We start from the raw sequence: 15,143 nt of genomic DNA, 5'->3' as shown, positions 1-15,143 counted from the left end.
CTCACCCTTTCGCTTCGGCCAGCACCGAGGCGAGCGTCCGCTCGACCAGGGTCAGCTTGAATGCGTTGTCGTGCGTCGGCTTCGCATCGGCCAGCAGCCCGGCGGTGACCGCCTTGGCGCCGCGCGGCATCTCGGCCTCGGCGGCCTCGACGCGCCAGGGCTTGTGCGCCACGCCGCCCAGCGCCACCCGGCCGCCGCCGTCGCGCTGCACCACCACCGCGACGGAGACCAGCGCGAAGGCGTAGGACGCGCGGTCACGCACCTTGCGGTAGACGTGGGTGCCGCCGACCGGCTTGGGCAACGTCACCGCGGTGATGAGTTCGCCGGGCACCAGCGCCGTCTCGATGTGCGGCGTGTCGCCGGGCAGCCGGTGGAACTCCGCGATGGGAATCGTCCGCGTTGTCCCGTCGGCCCGCACCGTCTCCACCGTGGCGTCCAGCGCGCGCATGGCGACGGCCATGTCGCTGGGGTGGGTGGCGATGCAGGCGTCGCTCGACCCGACCACGGCGAGTTGCCGGCTGTAGCCGCCGATGGCGGCGCAGCCGCTGCCGGGCTGGCGTTTGTTGCAGGGCTGGTTGGTGTCGTAGAAGTAGGGGCAGCGCGTGCGCTGGAGCAGGTTGCCCGCCGTCGTCGCCTTGTTGCGCAGCTGGCCCGACGCCCCGGCGAGCAGGGCGCGCGACAGCACGCCGTAATCGCGCCGCACCCGTTGGTCGGCGGCCAGCGCCGTGTTGCGCACCAGCGCGCCGATGCGCAGCCCGCCGTCCGGCGTCGCTTCCAGCGTGTCGAGCTTCAGCCCGTTGACGTCGATCAGATGGGCCGGCGTCTCGATCTCAAGCTTCATCAGGTCGAGCAGGTTGGTGCCGCCCGCGATGAACTTGGCGCCCGGCCGGCGCTCGACCGCGGCGGCGGCGGCGGCGGGGGAGTCCGCCCGCTCGTAGGTGAAGGGTCTCATGCCTCCCTCCGTGCGACGTCCGAGATCGCATCGACGATGTTGGAATAGGCGCCGCAGCGACAGATGTTGCCACTCATCCGCTCCCGGTACTCGTCCACGGTGGCCTGCGGCGCCGCGGTCAGGTCGGCGGTGACGTGGCTGGGCACGCCGGCCTTGATCTCGTCCAGCATCGCCACCGCCGAACAGATCTGGCCCGGCGTGCAGTAGCCGCACTGGTAGCCGTCATGCTCTACGAAGGCGGCCTGCATGGGGTGCAGCTTGCCGGGCAGGCCCAGCCCTTCGATGGTGGTGACGCTGCCGCCCTCGTGCATCACGGCGAGCGTCAGGCAGGAGTTAATGCGCTGCCCGTCCACGATGACCGTGCAGGCCCCGCACTGGCCGTGGTCGCAGCCCTTCTTGGTGCCGGTGAGGTGAAGATGCTCGCGCAGCGCGTCGAGCAGCGTCGTCCGCGTGTCGAGTTCGAGGTCGCGGCGCTGCCCGTTCACGGTGAAGGTGACCTTGGACAGAACGGGCGACAGGGACGGCGCGTCGGCTCCGGTCGCGGGGGGTGGCATGGCGGTCTCTCCAACGGTGGCCGCCCGCGCCGGCGCCCGGAACGGCGTCGCCGTCAGCGCGGCGGTGGCGGCGGTCCCAAGCAGGAGGCCGCGCCGCGTCATGTCGAGGTCGCCGGAATGGTGCATCGGTGAAATCCTCTTCCCTTCCTGGCTGTAATCCCGGCCCCGCGGGGCGGGGCGCAGGCGTGCGGACGGCTCATCCGCTTGTGCGGATGGGGAAAAGCTAGGCCGTGCCGGTCCGTGGATTACCCGCCGGTCTCTGATAAGTCTTATGAAACGGATCAATGGAACGCAGCGGCCCTGCAGATGGTTGAACCGGGTTTGCCCGGCGCTTTCCTCATCCACTTGCCTTGATCCGCTTGCAGCGCACCGACATGATTGGCCGAGGCGGGGGATTGTCGATCCCGCAGGCAAAGGGCTGGGCAAAGGAAGGTGAGCGTTGGATCTGCGTCAGTTGCGGTATTTCATCGGCATCGTCGATGAAGGCTCCTTCACGGCCGCGGCTCAGAAGCTGAACGTCGCCCAACCGGCTCTCAGCCACAACATCCGCAATCTGGAGGCGGGCCTCGGAGTCAAGCTGCTGACCCGCGGCGTCCACGGGGTCAAGCCGACCGCCGCCGGCACCCGGCTGTACGAGCATGCGGAGATCATCCTGCGCCACGTCGCCCAGGCGACCGAACAGGTGCGCAACTGCTCGGGCACGCCGAGCGGGCTGGTAACCGTCGGCTTCACCTCGTCGGTGGCGCTGGTGGCGGCGGTTCCCCTGGTCCAGGCGGTCCGCGCCGAGCTGCCGCAGGTGTCGCTGCGGGTGGTCGAATCCTTCAGCGGAACGATCCTGGAATGGCTGAACGACGACCGGCTGGATTTCGGCTGCATCTACGACGTGACGCGGTCCCGCACCCTGCTGGCCGAATCGCTGGTGGGCGAGGACCTCTACCTGATCGGGCCGCCGGGCGGTGACGATGGCGAGATCGCCTTCGACGAGCTGGCCGGCAAGGACCTGATCCTGCCGAGCCGCCCGCACAACCTGCGCGACCGCATCGAACGGGTGGCGCGCGAGACCTGCACCATCGTCACCGTGGCGGTGGAGATCAACGGGCTCCCCCAGATCAAGGCGCTGGTCGCCAAGGGGGTGGGCTATTCGGTCCTGCCGATCTCGGCGGTGATGGAGGAATGGCGGGCGGGCCAGGTCTCCGCCCGGCTGATCGTTTCGCCATCCCTGCGCCGCTCGGTCCATCTCTGCCGGCCCCGCGGCGCCCCGGTGACCGAAGCCGCGGCGGCGGTGCGCGAGACCTTCCTGCGGGTGGTGCGCGATCTGGTCGGCGGCGGCGACTGGCCCGGCACCCTCCTGCTGGACGAGGAAGCGGCGGCGTCCTAGCACACGGACGAAGACATGGGATTCACACCGTGCCGGCGGCGGACCGCTGATGTTCCGGGTACCAGGATGTGAACTTGATCGCGCCGACGAGCGCCAGCACGGTCGCGACGATGCCGAAGCGAGGCGGAAGATCGGGCCGGTAGAGCAGGACGATGTCCGCGATCACCAGCACGAGGAACGCCAGAGCCCACACGCCCGTGATCACGTAATTGGTGTGGATGAAGCGCGGGCTGTCCCAGAATTCATGGGCAACCTGCTCCCGCGCATACTGCAGCGTGAAGGGGCGCCGCAGCGCGATGGAGATCAGCACGATCAGCAAGAGCCCGGCATCGACGAGCAGCCGGACCCCCATGACGGACCAAGTCGGTCCGCCTGCCACGGCGTAGAACGCCAACCCACCGAACAGCAGCACCGTGCCGACTTCAAGGATTTTCGGTGTCCTGCCGGGGCTCATCCAGTCGCGCAGCAGCATGGTGGCTGAAACGAGAGCACCGGCGATGAGTCCCTCCACGGGCCCGACCAGTCGGTCGAGGACGGCGAAGGCAATGAAGGGCGCGAAGGCCAGGAGAATTCCCATCACGTCTCCTTTCCAGCCGAGGGGTCGGCCCATCGGAAGGCTGCGGACGCCGAACGAGACACGTCGTCGAAGCTGAACCGTCGCATCGACGACGACAAGGAGGCTGCCCGCATAGGTGGATGGGAATTGCGAGTATGACCGCCCCAACCAAACGACTGGTGCACGGCCCCATTCAAAAGGTTCGGGGAGCCGGTCGATTTTTGCGGGGATGTCCTCGACCTTGGCGGCAAAGGCCGGATCGCTGCAACGCTTGACGGCGCGCAGGCGATGGGGCTGACGACGATTGGCCTCATAGCGCTTCGTTATGCGATGCATGCCCCATCTGTATTGGATCGGGGCCGGTCCGGCTGTTTACCATCGCGGCCACGGACGATTGGCCCTGGCTTACAGCGGAGACTTTGCACGATGACTTTACCCCTGTCAGGACGGCTCGTCGTCTCGCTGGAGCAGGCGGTGGCGGCGCCGCTCTGCACGTCGCGCCTCGCCGACGCCGGGGCGCGAGTCATCAAGATCGAACGGCCGGAGGGCGACTTCGCCCGCGGCTACGACGCCGTCGTCCACGGGCAGAGTTCCTATTTCGTCTGGCTCAACCGCGGCAAGGAATCGGTCGTCCTCGACATAAAGACGCCCGAGGACGCCGAGCTGCTGGAGCGGCTGATCGCCCGCGCCGACGTCTTCGTGCAGAATCTGGCGCCGGGCGCGGCGGAGCGGGCCGGTTTCGGGTCGGACGCCCTGCGGCGGCGCCATCCCCGGCTGATCACCTGCGACATCTCCGGTTATGGCGACGACGGCCCCTACCGCGACATGAAGGCCTACGACCTGCTGGTGCAGAGCGAGACCGGGCTGGCCTCCATCACCGGATCGCCGGACCAGCCGGGGCGCGTCGGCGTGTCGGTGGCCGACATCGCCTGCGGCATGAACGCCTACACCGGCGTGCTCCAGGCCCTGCTGGAGCGCGACCGCAGCGGCGAGGGGTCGGCGGTGGCCGTGTCCCTCTTCGATTCGCTGGCGGAGTGGATGATGGTGCCGCTGATGCACCACGACCATGGCGGCAAGGCGCCGGGACGGGTCGGGCTGATGCACCCGAGCATCGCCCCCTATTCCGCCTTCGCCCTGGCCGATGGCCGGCAGGTGGTGCTGTCGATCCAGAACGAGCGCGAATGGGTGGCCTTCTGCGCCGACGTGCTGCTTCGGCCGGAGCTGGCGACCGACGAGCGCTTCTCGACCAACAACCGCCGCGTCGCCAACCGCCCGGAGCTGGACGCGCTCGTCGCCGCCATCTTCCAAACCATGGACCACGCCGAGGCGGTGCACCGCCTGAACCGCGCGCGCACCGCCTTCGGCTCGTTGAACGAGGTGGCGGACCTGTCCGCCCACGCGCAGCTGCGCCGCGTGACCGCCGAGACGCCGGGCGGACCGGTCGACGTGGTGGCACCGCCGGTGCAGGTGCGCGGCCGACCCTACGCCTCCGGCGCCGTTCCGGCGCTGGGCCAACACACCGACGCCGTCCGGCGTGAGATCTTCGAACCGACGCCGTCCGGCGTCAAACCGTCGAACGATAAGGGGGGAGCATGACTATGGACCATTTGCGCGATTGGATCGGCCGGTCGGAAGGCGCCGAGGACGTCGCGTCGCCGGTGGCGCTGACCGGTCTGGCGGCGACGCTCGACCACGACACCCCGCCCTGGCCGGCGGGCGAGGTGCCGCCGCTCGGGCATTGGCTGTATTTCCTGCCGAAGGCGCTTCAGCGCGACATCGCCGAGGACGGCCACCCGCACAAGGGGGGCTTCCTGCCGCCGGTGGAGTTGCCCCGCCGCATGTGGGCCGGCGACACCCTGACCTTCCACCGCCCCATCCGCAGCGGCGAGGCGATCACCCGCCGCTCGACCATCGAGGAGGTCACTCCCAAGGAGGGGCGGTCGGGCCGGATGGTCTTCGTGAAGGTCCGGCACGAGATCAGCACCGCCGGCGGCCTCGCCATCACCGAGTTCCACGACATCGTCTACCGCGAGGCCGCCAAGCCCGGCGACGCCCCCGTCCCCGGCGAGCGTCCAGCGGGCGAGGCGGTGTGGCAGCGGCGCATCCAGCCCGATCCGGTGCTGCTGTTCCGCTATTCGGCCCTGACCTTCAACGGCCACCGCATCCATTACGACCGCGACTATTGCCGCGACGTCGAGGGCTATCCGGGGCTGGTGTTCCACGGCCCGCTCAGCGCCACCATGCTGATGGACCTGTTCCTGCGCGAGAATCCAGGGGCACGGGTGACCGGCTTCCGCTTCCGGGCGAAGCGGCCGCTGTTTGACATCCATCCGTTGACCCTGTGCGGCGCCCCGACCGAAACCGGCGCCACGCTGTGGGTGACCGACCACGAGGGCTTCGTCGCCATGTCCGCCGAGTTGGAGGCCGAACGGTCATGACGGCGACGCATCGCGGCACGGTTGGAGGAGGCGTCTGATGTCCCTGCCGTATCAATCCTACCTCTTCGTCCCGGCCGACAACGCGAAGCTGCTGGAGAAGGCCCACCAGCGCGGGGCGGACGCCCTCATCCTCGACCTCGAGGACGCGGTCCTGCCCGTCGGCAAGCCGGACGCCCGCCGCGGGCTGCCTGCGCCGATCGACCGGCTGCACGGGCTGGGCGTGCCGGTGCTCGTGCGGATCAACAGCGGCTGGCGCGACGCCGTCGCCGACCTGGAGGCCGCGGTGCGTCCCGGCGTGGTCGCCCTGGTGGTGCCCAAGGCCGAGGACGCCGGGGCGCTGCGCGTCCTCTCCGCTATGATCGCGGAGTGGGAGGCGGAGCGCGGCCTGACGCCGGGCGCCATCGGCCTCGTCGCCCTCATCGAGAGTCCGCTGGGGCTGGAGCGGCTGGCCGAGATCGCCGCCGTCCCGCGCGTGGCGGCCCTGGCACTGGGCAGCGAGGATTTCGCGCTGACGCTGGGGGTGGAACCGACCGAGGCGCTGCTCGCCCTGCCGTGCCGCCAGATCGCGCTGGCCGCCGCCGCCCGCGGCCTCGCGGCGATCGGCCTGCCCGGCTCGCTGGCCGAGTTCCGAGACCTCGACGCCTACCGCGCCATGGTGGCGCAGGCGCGGGCCGTCGGCATGACCGGCGCGCTGTGCATCCACCCGGCCCAGTTGCCCGTGGTCCGCGACGTCTTCTCCCCCTCCGCCGCCGACGTGGCCTGGGCCGGGCGGGTGGTCGCGGCGTGGGACGAGGCACAGGCGGTGGGACGCGGCGCCGTGTCGGTAGACGGGCGCATGGTCGACCGCCCCGTCACCGAGCGGGCGAAGGCCATTCTGGCCCACAGCGCCGCTACAATCAAAAACGCAGGGTGACGAGACATGAAAACCAGCATCGGTCAGGGCTTCGACGAGATCCGCGACGCCGTGCGCGCTCTGTGCGCCGAATTCCCCAGCGAGTATCACCGCCGCATCGACGAGGAGCGCGGCTATCCCGAGGAATTCGTGGACGCGCTGACCAAGGCCGGCTGGATGGCCGCCCTGATCCCGGAGGAATATGGCGGCTCGGGCCTCGGCCTGACCGAAGCCTCCGTGATCATGGAGGAGATCAACCGGTCGGGCGGCAATTCCGGTGCCTGCCACGGCCAGATGTACAACATGAACACGCTGGTCCGGCACGGCTCGGAGGAGCAGCGGCGCCGCTATCTGCCGAAGATCGCGGCGGGCGAGTTGCGCCTCCAGTCGATGGGCGTCACCGAGCCGACCACCGGCACCGACACCACCCGCATCAAGACCCGGGCGGAGAAGAAGGGCGACCGCTACGTCATCAACGGGCAGAAGGTGTGGATCTCCCGCGTCCAGCATTCCGACCTGATGATCCTGCTCGCCCGCACCACCCCGCTCGATCAGGTGCGCAAGAAGTCGGAAGGCATGTCGATCTTCATCGTCGACATCAAGGAGGCGATGACCAAGGGCATGACCGTCCAGCCCATCCGCAACATGGTCAACCATGAGACCAACGAGCTGTTCTTCGACAATCTGGAAATCCCCGCGGAGAACCTGATCGGCGAGGAGGGCCAGGGCTTCAAGTACATCCTGACCGGCCTCAACGCCGAGCGGGTGTTGATCGCGGCGGAATGCATCGGCGACGGCTATTGGTTCATCGACAAGGTCTGCGATTACACCCGCGACCGTCAGGTCTTCGGCCGCCCGATCGCCCAGAACCAGGGCGTGCAGTTCCCCATCGCCGAGAGCTTCATCGAGGTGGAGGCCGCCAACCTGATGCGCTTCGAGGCCTGCCGCCTCTACGACGCCGGGGAGCCCTGCGGCGCGCAGGCCAACATGGCGAAGTATCTGGCCGCCAAGGCCTCGTGGGAGGCGGCGAACGCCTGCCTGCAGTTCCATGGCGGCTTCGGCTTCGCCAGCGAATACGACGTGGAGCGCAAGTTCCGCGAGACCCGGCTGTATCAGGTGGCGCCCGTCTCCACCAACCTGATCCTGGCCTATGTCGCTGAGCATGTTCTGGACCTGCCGAAGTCCTACTGACCGGACAGGTGTTCCCGGGGCCTAATTCCCCATCGGTGCCGGAGGTGGCCTGAAAGCCGCCTCCGGGTTTGAGCTGGTCCGCCGCCCGAAAGAAAAAAGGCGGGTGCCGGAGCCCGGAAGGCCTCGTCACCCGCCTTCTTTTTTGGAATGCGCTCCGGCCCCGCCGCCTCAGCCGAACCAGCCGGCGACGTTGCCGGTCTGGCCGAGGATGGTGATGCGGTTGCCTCCGCCAACGTCGAGGGTGGTGTTGCCGCCCTCCACCCGCGCCGAGCGGATCACCGCGCCGAGGTCCATGCCGGCGTCGTAGAGCGCCAAACGGTCCACACCCGCCTGGAAGTCCATCACCACCGATCCGCCCGATGCCCGACCGAAGGCGAAGACGTCCGCCCCGGCGCCGCCCCACAGCGTGTCCGCACCGCCGTCGGCGAACAGCACGTCGTTGCCAGCCCCGCCGTTCAGCAGGTCGTTGCCCGCCCCGCCGAACAGCGTGTCGTTGCCGTCCTCGCCGAACAGCGTGTCATCGCCGCCGTCGCCGCTGGCCAGGTCGTCGCCCGCGCCGAGACCGATCAGGTCGCGCCCCGCCCCGCCCAGCGCCACGTCGTTGCCCAACCCGCCGCTGATCGTGTCGTCGCCCGCGTCGCCGATCAGGAAGTCGTTGCCAGCCCCGCCGAACAGCAGGTCGTTGCCCGCCCCGCCGGACAGCGTGTCGGCGCCCTCCTCGCCGCTCAGCGTGTCGGCGCCCTCCTCGCCGAACAGGATGTCGTGGCCGGTCCCGCCGAACAGCGCGTCGTTGCCGACGCCGCCACCGACCAGGTCGTTGCCCTCGCCGCCGAACAGCCAGTCGTCGCCCTCGCCGCCCATCACCACGTCGTCGCCGTCGTCGCCGTACAGCGTGTCGTTGCCGCCGGCGCTGGCGATCGTGTCGTTGCCGCCGCCGCCGTGCAGGATGTCGTCGCCGGCCCCCAGATACATGTACTGCTGGTGGTCGTCGCCGTAGACGATCTGCTCGCCGTCGCCGCCGACCAGCGTGGCGTTGCCGACCACCGCCGCGAATTCGACGTTGTCGAGCTGGATGGTCACCGGACCCGCCGCCGCCGAGGTGTTGAGCACCACCGCGGTCGGCGCCGTGCTGGCGGTGCCGGTGCCGCCCAGCGTGTTGCCGGTCACCTTGGTCTGCACCGCCTGGCCGGCGGCCACCCCCGGCGTGCTGAAGTCGATGGCGCGCACCAGGAGCTGGGCCTGGGCGGAGAGCACCGAGAGGAAGCCGTCGCCGCCGCCGGTCAGGTTGCCGCGCGAGGCGGTGCCGGCGTCGGTGCGCGCCTCGATGGCGGCGATCAGGCCGGTCAGCCCGGTCTGCGCCTCCGCGGCGGTCTGCCGCTCGGCGCTGCCGCTGGTGGTGACGGCCACCCCGTTGGAGACGCTGACCGTCAGGGTGGTGACGGTGGACACCGCACCGGTCTGCCGGTCGACCACCTGCTCGCGCACCACTGGCACGTCGGCGAGATCGGCGTTGGCGGTGCTGCTGTCCTCGACCCGGCCTTCATTGCTGGCCGCGATGGTCACGGTGGTGACGCGCTTCCCATCGCCGCCGGTGGTGACCGCGCCGTTGACGGTGGCGCCGTCCACGGTGGCGACCGGCGGCGGGGCGACCGGGGCGGGCTTCTCCGCGGTGGCGGTGAGCTTCTGCGTCGCCGCGGTGAAGGGCGGCGAGGCGTTGCCCGCCGGATCGGTCAGGCCGAGGGTCAGGGTGAGCGTGCCGTCGCCCAGGCCGGCGAGGTCCAGCCCGGTCACCCGCATGGTCGGGCCGCTCATCACGCCGCTGCCGGTGACTTGGCCGCCGCCGGCCGAGGTGATCGTCCAGGTGAAGCTGGTCCCGGCCTCGCCGCCGCTGATGGTGAAGGCGGCGCTGGACTGCTCGATGGCGTCGATGCTGTCGTCCTCGAACAGCACGGTCGCGGTCGGGGCGGTGGTGTCGACGGTCAGCGACTGCGTGCCGGGGGCTGAGACGTTGCCCGCCGCGTCGGTGGCGGTGGCCGAGACGGGGTTGGCGCCGTTCGGGTTGAGGCTCAGCGTGCCGGTGACCGGTGTGGCCGTGGCGAGGTCGAGGCTCCAGGCGCCGCCGTTCGTGGCGGTGGTGGTGTAGGTGGCGCCGCCGACGGTGACGGTGACGGTGCTGCCGGCCTCGGCCGAACCGGTGAGGGTCGGGGTGGTGCTGTTGCTCAGCGCCGTGGTGACGGTCGGGGCGTTCGGCAACGTGGTGTCGATGACCAGCGATTGGATGGCCGGCGCCGAGACGTTGCCCGAGGCATCGGTCGCCGTCGCAGAGATCGGGTTGGCGCCGTTGGCGTTGAGGCTCAGCGAACCGGCGGTCGGCGTCGCCGTGGCGAGGTCGATGCTCCAGGCCCCGTCAGTGGCGATGGTGGTGTAGGTGGCGCCGCCGATGGTGACGGTGACGGTGCTGCCGGCTTCGGCCGTGCCGGTGAGGGTCGGGGTGGTGCTGTTGCTCAGCGCGGCGCTGGTCACCACCGGGGCGTTGGGCAGCGTGGTGTCGATAACCAACGATTGGGTGCCCGGCGCCGAGACGTTGCCCGCCGCGTCGGTGGCCGTCGCCGAGACGGGGTTGGCACCGTTGGCGTTGAGGCTCAGCGACCCGGCGGTCGGCGTGTCGGTAGCGAGATTGATCGACCAGTTCCCACCCGTCGCGGTGGTGCTGTAGGTCGCCCCACCGACCGTGACGGTGACGGTACTGCCGGCTTCGGCCGTGCCGGTGAGGGTCGGGGTGGTGCTGTTGCTCAGCGCCGTCGTGGCGGTCGGAGCGTTGGGCGGGGTGGTGTCGATAACCAACGATTGGGTGCCCGGCGCCGAGACGTTCCCCGCCGCGTCGGTGGCCGTCGCCGAGACGGGGTTGGCACCGTTGGCGTTGAGGCTCAGCGACCCGGCGGTCGGCGTGTCGGTGGCGAGATTGATCGACCAGTTCCCACCCGTCGCCGTGGTGCTGTAGGTCGCCCCACCGACCGTGACCGTCACCGTGCTGCCGGCCTCCGCCGTGCCGGTGAGGGTCGGGGTGGCGCTGTTGGTCAGCGCCGCTGAGGTCACCGACGGAGCGGTCGGAGCGGTGGTATCGACCGTCAGCGTCTGCATGCCGGGAGTGGACGTGTTGTTGGACGCGTCCGTGGCGGTGACCGAAACCGGATTGGTTCCGTTGGCGTTCAGGCTCAGCGCCCCGGCGGTCGGCGTGGCCGTGGCGAGGTTGATGCTCCAGGTCCCGCCCGTCGCCGTGGTGCTGTAGGTGGCCCCACCCACCGTGACGGTCACCGTGCTGCCGGCCTCCGCCGTGCCGGCCAGGGTCGGGGTGGCGCTGTTGCTCAGCGCCGCGCTGGTGACCACCGGAACCGCGGGAGCCGTCACGTCGGCCACGTTGACCACCGCGCTGACGCCGGAGATGGTCGCGCTGCCGGTGGCGCCGCCGCTGTCGGTCAGGCCGGCGATGGCCACCGTGCGGTTGCCCAGCGTCGCCGTCGCGCTGGTGTTCTTGTAGGTGACGCCGCCAAGCAACGCGTTCATCTGCGCGTCGCTGCGCTCCAGCCCGCTGACCGTCACCGTGGCGACGCCGCCGACCACCGACACGGTGACGCTGGCGTTGCCGCCCGCAACGCCCAGGCCGGTCAGGGTGGCGGTGGCGCCGTTGGTCAGGGCGACATCCGTGCCGCCGATGGTCAGAACCTCGGTGGCGTCGACCACGCCGCTGACGGTGAACACCGCGCCGCGGAAGCTCTGCCCCGCCTCCACCGTGGAGGCCGCCACGCCGCTGAACAAGCTGGTCGACGCGTCCACCCCGACGCCGAAGGTCTTGCTGCCGCCGGTCGCGGTCAGGGTCGGCACGGCGTCGACGGTGATCGTCACGGTGGCGCTGCCCGTGCTGTAGGCGTCCGTGCTGGTGTCGGCGGTGCCGCCCGCGGTGCCGCTGGTCAAGTCCCACGCTTTGAAGGTCAGGCCGCCGGTGTCGGTGTTGGGGAAGCCCGACCCGCTCGGCACGAAGCGCACGCGGTCCGACCCGGCGAGCAGCAGCGCCGCGCCGTTGGACGAGCCCGTGGGAATGTCCGTCCAGGCGCCGGTGCCGACCTTGTACTGCCAGGTGCCGTTTGTGTTGGTCACCCCGGTGACGGCGATGCCCAGTGGAACGACGGTGACCAGCGGGAACGGGCTGTTGTACTCCGCGTCGGTGGCGGTGCCGGCGGAGGCCAGCAGGGCGGTGACCGTCGTCCCGGTGTTGGCGGCGTCGGCGATGCCCTGGTCGATGGCGGTCAGGCTGCGGACGTCGTTGGACAGGACCGGGCTGTCGTTGGCGCCGCTGAAGTTGAGGGTGAGCTGCTTCTCGACGGTCCGGTTGCCGTCGGAGACGGTGAAGGTGCTGGTGCCCTGCATCGGCCCGGCGGGTACGCCGTTGAGGAAGGCGGCGTCGAACACGTAGGCGTAGTGGCCGGTCTGGCTGTTGACGTAGGAGGTGCCGCCCGGCCCGGTGGACCAGGTGTCGTAGGTGATACCGTTGCTCAGCGTGACGCTGCCGTACTGGAGCGGGGAGGCCTGCGATCCGGCGATGGAGTAAGTCAGCGTGTCACCTTCCAAATCGGTCGCGGAGAGCTGTCCGTCGATCAGCGGGAAGGTGTCGTTGGCGGCGGTGTCGACGAGGGTCGGCGGGATGGTGGGGACGGCCAGGACCGGCGGAGCGTTGGTGTCGATGCGGTCGTTGTTCTGGCTGATCGGGGTGGTGTAGGGGGTGTTGGCGTTGCTGGCGCTGTCGACCAGGACGATGTTGACCGGGATGTCCTGGTTGGCGGCGAGGTTGCCGGTGCGCTGGCCGTCAGCGGTGACGGTGAAGGTGGCGGTGTAGGTGGTCGCGTTGAGCCGGGTCAGGTTGCCGAGCGCGAAGCCGCCGACCGTGCTGCCGGTGCCCAGCGTGTAGGTGTCGCTGTCCGACGCCACGGTGATGGTCACCGTCACCGTGTCGCCAACCTTGGCCGGCTGGTTGGGGATGGTGACGTTGGTGATCGACGGTGGTGTCGTGTCGGGGGTGCTGTTCGTCACAGACTGGTTGGTGACGGTGGATGGAGCATTGCTCGCGGTGTCGGTCAGGGTGCCGGTGCCCGGATCGTAGTCGAGCGTCACCGTCTGGCCCTGGGTCACCGCCGAGGCCAGCGTGAAGGTCAGCGTGGTGGTGCCGGACCCGCTGGCGTAGGTCGCCGCACGGCTCTGGCCGGCGACCGTGACGGTCAGGCCGGCGGCGCTGCTCGCCGACATGGCTTCGGCGAAGGTCACCGTCAGCGTCGTGCCGTTCACCGCCGCCGAAGCGATGGTCGGCCGGTTCGCGTCGATGCGGTCGGCGCCCTGGCTGATCGCCGTGGTGTAGGGGGTGTTGGAGTTGCTGGCGGTATCGGTCAGCACGATGTTGACCGGCACGTCCGAACCCGCCGCGACATCGGTGCCGCCGCTGGTCACCGTGAAGGTCGCGGTGTAGGTGGTCGCGTCGACCTTGGTCAGGTTGCCGAGCGCGAAGCCGCCGACGGTGCTGCCGGTGCCCAGCGTGTAGGTGTCGCTGTCCGACGCCACGGTGATCGTCACCGTCACCGTGTCACCGATCTTCATCACGGCGTCGGGGATCGACACCGCTGTGATCGACGGCGGTGTCGTGTCGGTGGCGACCGGCGGCAGGGAGACGTAGGTGTCCGTACCGCTCAGCGTCAATGTCTGATAGGGCGTGTAGATGGTCTCGACACCGGACACGAAGACGGTGCCGGCGGTGTCGGTGATGGTCACCACATCGTTGCCGGTGCCGCCGATCACGGTTTCCAGCCCCTCGACCTGGACCGTGTTGCCGCCGGGGCCGAGATAGACAACGTCGGTGCCCCCATTGCCGACGATGGATTCGACGGCCGACACCGTCATGGTGGCGCCCCGGGTGGTGCGCACCGTCACCACGTCGTTGCCGGTGCCGCCGATCAGGGTTTCCAGCGCCTCCACCTGGATGGTGTTTCCGCCGGTGCCGAGGACGATGACGTCGTTGCCCGCCTTGCCGACGACGGATTCGATCGCCGAAACCGCGATGGTCATGCCGTTGTTGTCGAGCGCGACGACCAGATCGTCACCGGAACTGCCGATCAACGTCTCGACCAGCGACACCAGCATCGTGCTGCCGGTGGTGCTCCAGGGGATGGTCTGGTCGCCGACGATCGGGCTCCCATCCCGGAGCGTGATGTTGACGACGTCGTTGCCGCCACCGCCGATCAGGGTGCTGAGACTTGCCACCGTGATGGTGTTGCCGACGTCGAGGAGGATGGCGGCGCTTCTACCGCCGTTTCCGTTGACGGCGGCGCCGCCGACGATCGTTTCGATCGACGATATGGCGACGGTGCCGCCGCCGGTCCGCAAATCGGCCGTACCGGTCCTGAAGGCCAACGTCGCGATGTCGTTGCCGGTGCCGCCGATGAGCGTTTCCAGGAAGGCGACGCCGATCGTGTTGCCGCCGTTGGCCAGGAAGATCGTGTCGTTGCCGGCGGCCCCAACCGCGTTGCCAAGGAGGATCTCGATGCCCTGCACGAGCATCGTGTTGGTGCCGCCACCGATGGTGGCGATCATGTCCAGGCCGTCGGTCCCGATCACCGTCTCCATCATGGACACTGCCATGGTGGCGCCGGTGGAGCCTGCCCCGTCGAGCCTGATGACGTCTTTGCCGGCGCTGCCGACCAGCGATTTCAGATACCCCACCGACATGGTGTTGCCGGTGGTGCCCGCGAGAGTGATAAGCGCGGTGCCGGTGGTCGCGCCGATGATCGTCTCGAGCGATTCCACCACCATGGTGGTGCCGGTGCTCGTCAACAGAACCCGGTCGTTGCCGGAACCGCCGATCAGCGTCTCGAGAGCCTGGACCGTGATCGTGTTGCCGCCCGTGCCGGCCAGCGTCACGACATCCGTCCTCTGGCCCGATGTGCCGCCGATGAGGCGATCGAGGTTGGACACGGTCAGGGTCTGACCCTGGGTGTTGAGCCTCACGCCTTGGGTGCTGCCGTTGCCGACGATCCCCGACCAAGCCTCCGTCGAGGAGAACACATAGTCCGAGCCGCCCGCGAGCGTCAGTGTTCCACCAGCAGCCATCTCATCCCTCTTGCATCGGCGTTTTTGGCTCCG

The 15,143-nt window shown here is 69.6% G+C and carries 9 protein-coding genes; 5 read left to right on the top strand and 4 right to left on the bottom strand.

The window, feature by feature from the left end; genetic code table 11:
• Position 1 precedes the first annotated feature (1 nt).
• Positions 2 to 952: an FAD binding domain-containing protein gene (locus tag H1Q64_RS22000; RefSeq protein ID WP_237905604.1), complete on the bottom strand. Its 951-nt coding sequence runs from the start codon at positions 950 to 952 to the stop codon at positions 2 to 4.
• Complete coding sequence (paoA, locus tag H1Q64_RS21995; protein WP_237905603.1) at positions 949 to 1,632, bottom strand: aldehyde dehydrogenase iron-sulfur subunit PaoA; 684 nt, start codon at positions 1,630 to 1,632, stop codon at positions 949 to 951. The genes H1Q64_RS22000 and paoA overlap by 4 nt, the downstream gene beginning before the upstream one ends.
• Positions 1,633 to 1,945: 313 nt before the next feature.
• Here paoA and H1Q64_RS21990 point away from each other — a divergent pair, with 313 nt between their 5' ends.
• Complete coding sequence (locus H1Q64_RS21990; RefSeq protein WP_237905602.1) at positions 1,946 to 2,884, top strand: LysR family transcriptional regulator; 939 nt, start codon at positions 1,946 to 1,948, stop codon at positions 2,882 to 2,884.
• Between the two features lie 22 nt (positions 2,885 to 2,906).
• On the opposite strand, the gene H1Q64_RS33995 is transcribed toward H1Q64_RS21990, so the two are convergent.
• Entirely contained in the window at positions 2,907 to 3,776 is an 870-nt protein-coding gene (locus H1Q64_RS33995; RefSeq protein ID WP_330874577.1) for a hypothetical protein, read from the bottom strand.
• A 90-nt stretch (positions 3,777 to 3,866) separates the two neighbouring features.
• Between H1Q64_RS33995 and H1Q64_RS21980 the strand changes: the two genes are divergently transcribed.
• The 4 genes from H1Q64_RS21980 to H1Q64_RS21965 are packed head-to-tail and all read left to right on the top strand — an operon-like array spanning position 3,867 to position 7,961.
• On the top strand, positions 3,867 to 5,036 hold the full coding sequence (locus H1Q64_RS21980; protein ID WP_237905601.1) for a CaiB/BaiF CoA transferase family protein: 1,170 nt from the start codon (positions 3,867 to 3,869) through the stop codon (positions 5,034 to 5,036).
• 2 nt (positions 5,037 to 5,038) lie between these two features.
• Positions 5,039 to 5,878 carry an FAS1-like dehydratase domain-containing protein gene (locus H1Q64_RS21975; RefSeq protein WP_237906497.1) on the top strand — a complete coding sequence of 280 codons (840 nt, stop codon included), beginning with the start codon at positions 5,039 to 5,041 and terminating at the stop codon, positions 5,876 to 5,878.
• Between the two features lie 37 nt (positions 5,879 to 5,915).
• Positions 5,916 to 6,791 (top strand): HpcH/HpaI aldolase/citrate lyase family protein, encoded by an 876-nt coding sequence (locus tag H1Q64_RS21970; RefSeq protein ID WP_237905600.1) that lies wholly within the window; start codon positions 5,916 to 5,918, stop codon positions 6,789 to 6,791.
• A gap of 6 nt (positions 6,792 to 6,797) precedes the next feature.
• Positions 6,798 to 7,961 carry an acyl-CoA dehydrogenase family protein gene (locus H1Q64_RS21965; protein WP_237905599.1) on the top strand — a complete coding sequence of 388 codons (1,164 nt, stop codon included), beginning with the start codon at positions 6,798 to 6,800 and terminating at the stop codon, positions 7,959 to 7,961.
• A gap of 168 nt (positions 7,962 to 8,129) precedes the next feature.
• Here H1Q64_RS21965 and H1Q64_RS21960 read toward each other — a convergent pair whose 3' ends face one another.
• The gene (locus H1Q64_RS21960; protein WP_237905598.1) at positions 8,130 to 15,110 is read right to left on the bottom strand and encodes an Ig-like domain-containing protein; all 6,981 of its coding nucleotides are present in this window, start codon (positions 15,108 to 15,110) and stop codon (positions 8,130 to 8,132) included.
• Between the last annotated feature and the right edge of the window lie 33 nt (positions 15,111 to 15,143).

Origin of the sequence: Azospirillum brasilense (genome assembly GCF_022023855.1) — a bacterium.
Classification (GTDB): domain Bacteria; phylum Pseudomonadota; class Alphaproteobacteria; order Azospirillales; family Azospirillaceae; genus Azospirillum; species Azospirillum brasilense_F.
The sequence above is the reverse complement of the archived record's forward strand: the minus strand, read 5'-3'. Positions and strand labels throughout refer to the sequence as shown.

Bases quoted from the DNA above. Each gene is read 5' to 3' on its own strand.
- H1Q64_RS21975 (WP_237906497.1), top strand. From the start codon at position 5,039: ATGGACCATTTGCGCGATTGGATCGGCCGGTCGGAAGGCGCCGAGGAC.
- H1Q64_RS33995 (WP_330874577.1), bottom strand. From the start codon at position 3,776: ATGCATCGCATAACGAAGCGCTATGAGGCCAATCGTCGTCAGCCCCAT.
- H1Q64_RS21970 (WP_237905600.1), top strand. From the start codon at position 5,916: ATGTCCCTGCCGTATCAATCCTACCTCTTCGTCCCGGCCGACAACGCG.
- H1Q64_RS22000 (WP_237905604.1), bottom strand. From the start codon at position 952: ATGAGACCCTTCACCTACGAGCGGGCGGACTCCCCCGCCGCCGCCGCC.
- H1Q64_RS21965 (WP_237905599.1), top strand. From the start codon at position 6,798: ATGAAAACCAGCATCGGTCAGGGCTTCGACGAGATCCGCGACGCCGTG.
- paoA (WP_237905603.1), bottom strand. From the start codon at position 1,632: ATGCACCATTCCGGCGACCTCGACATGACGCGGCGCGGCCTCCTGCTT.
- H1Q64_RS21960 (WP_237905598.1), bottom strand. From the start codon at position 15,110: ATGGCTGCTGGTGGAACACTGACGCTCGCGGGCGGCTCGGACTATGTG.
- H1Q64_RS21980 (WP_237905601.1), top strand. From the start codon at position 3,867: ATGACTTTACCCCTGTCAGGACGGCTCGTCGTCTCGCTGGAGCAGGCG.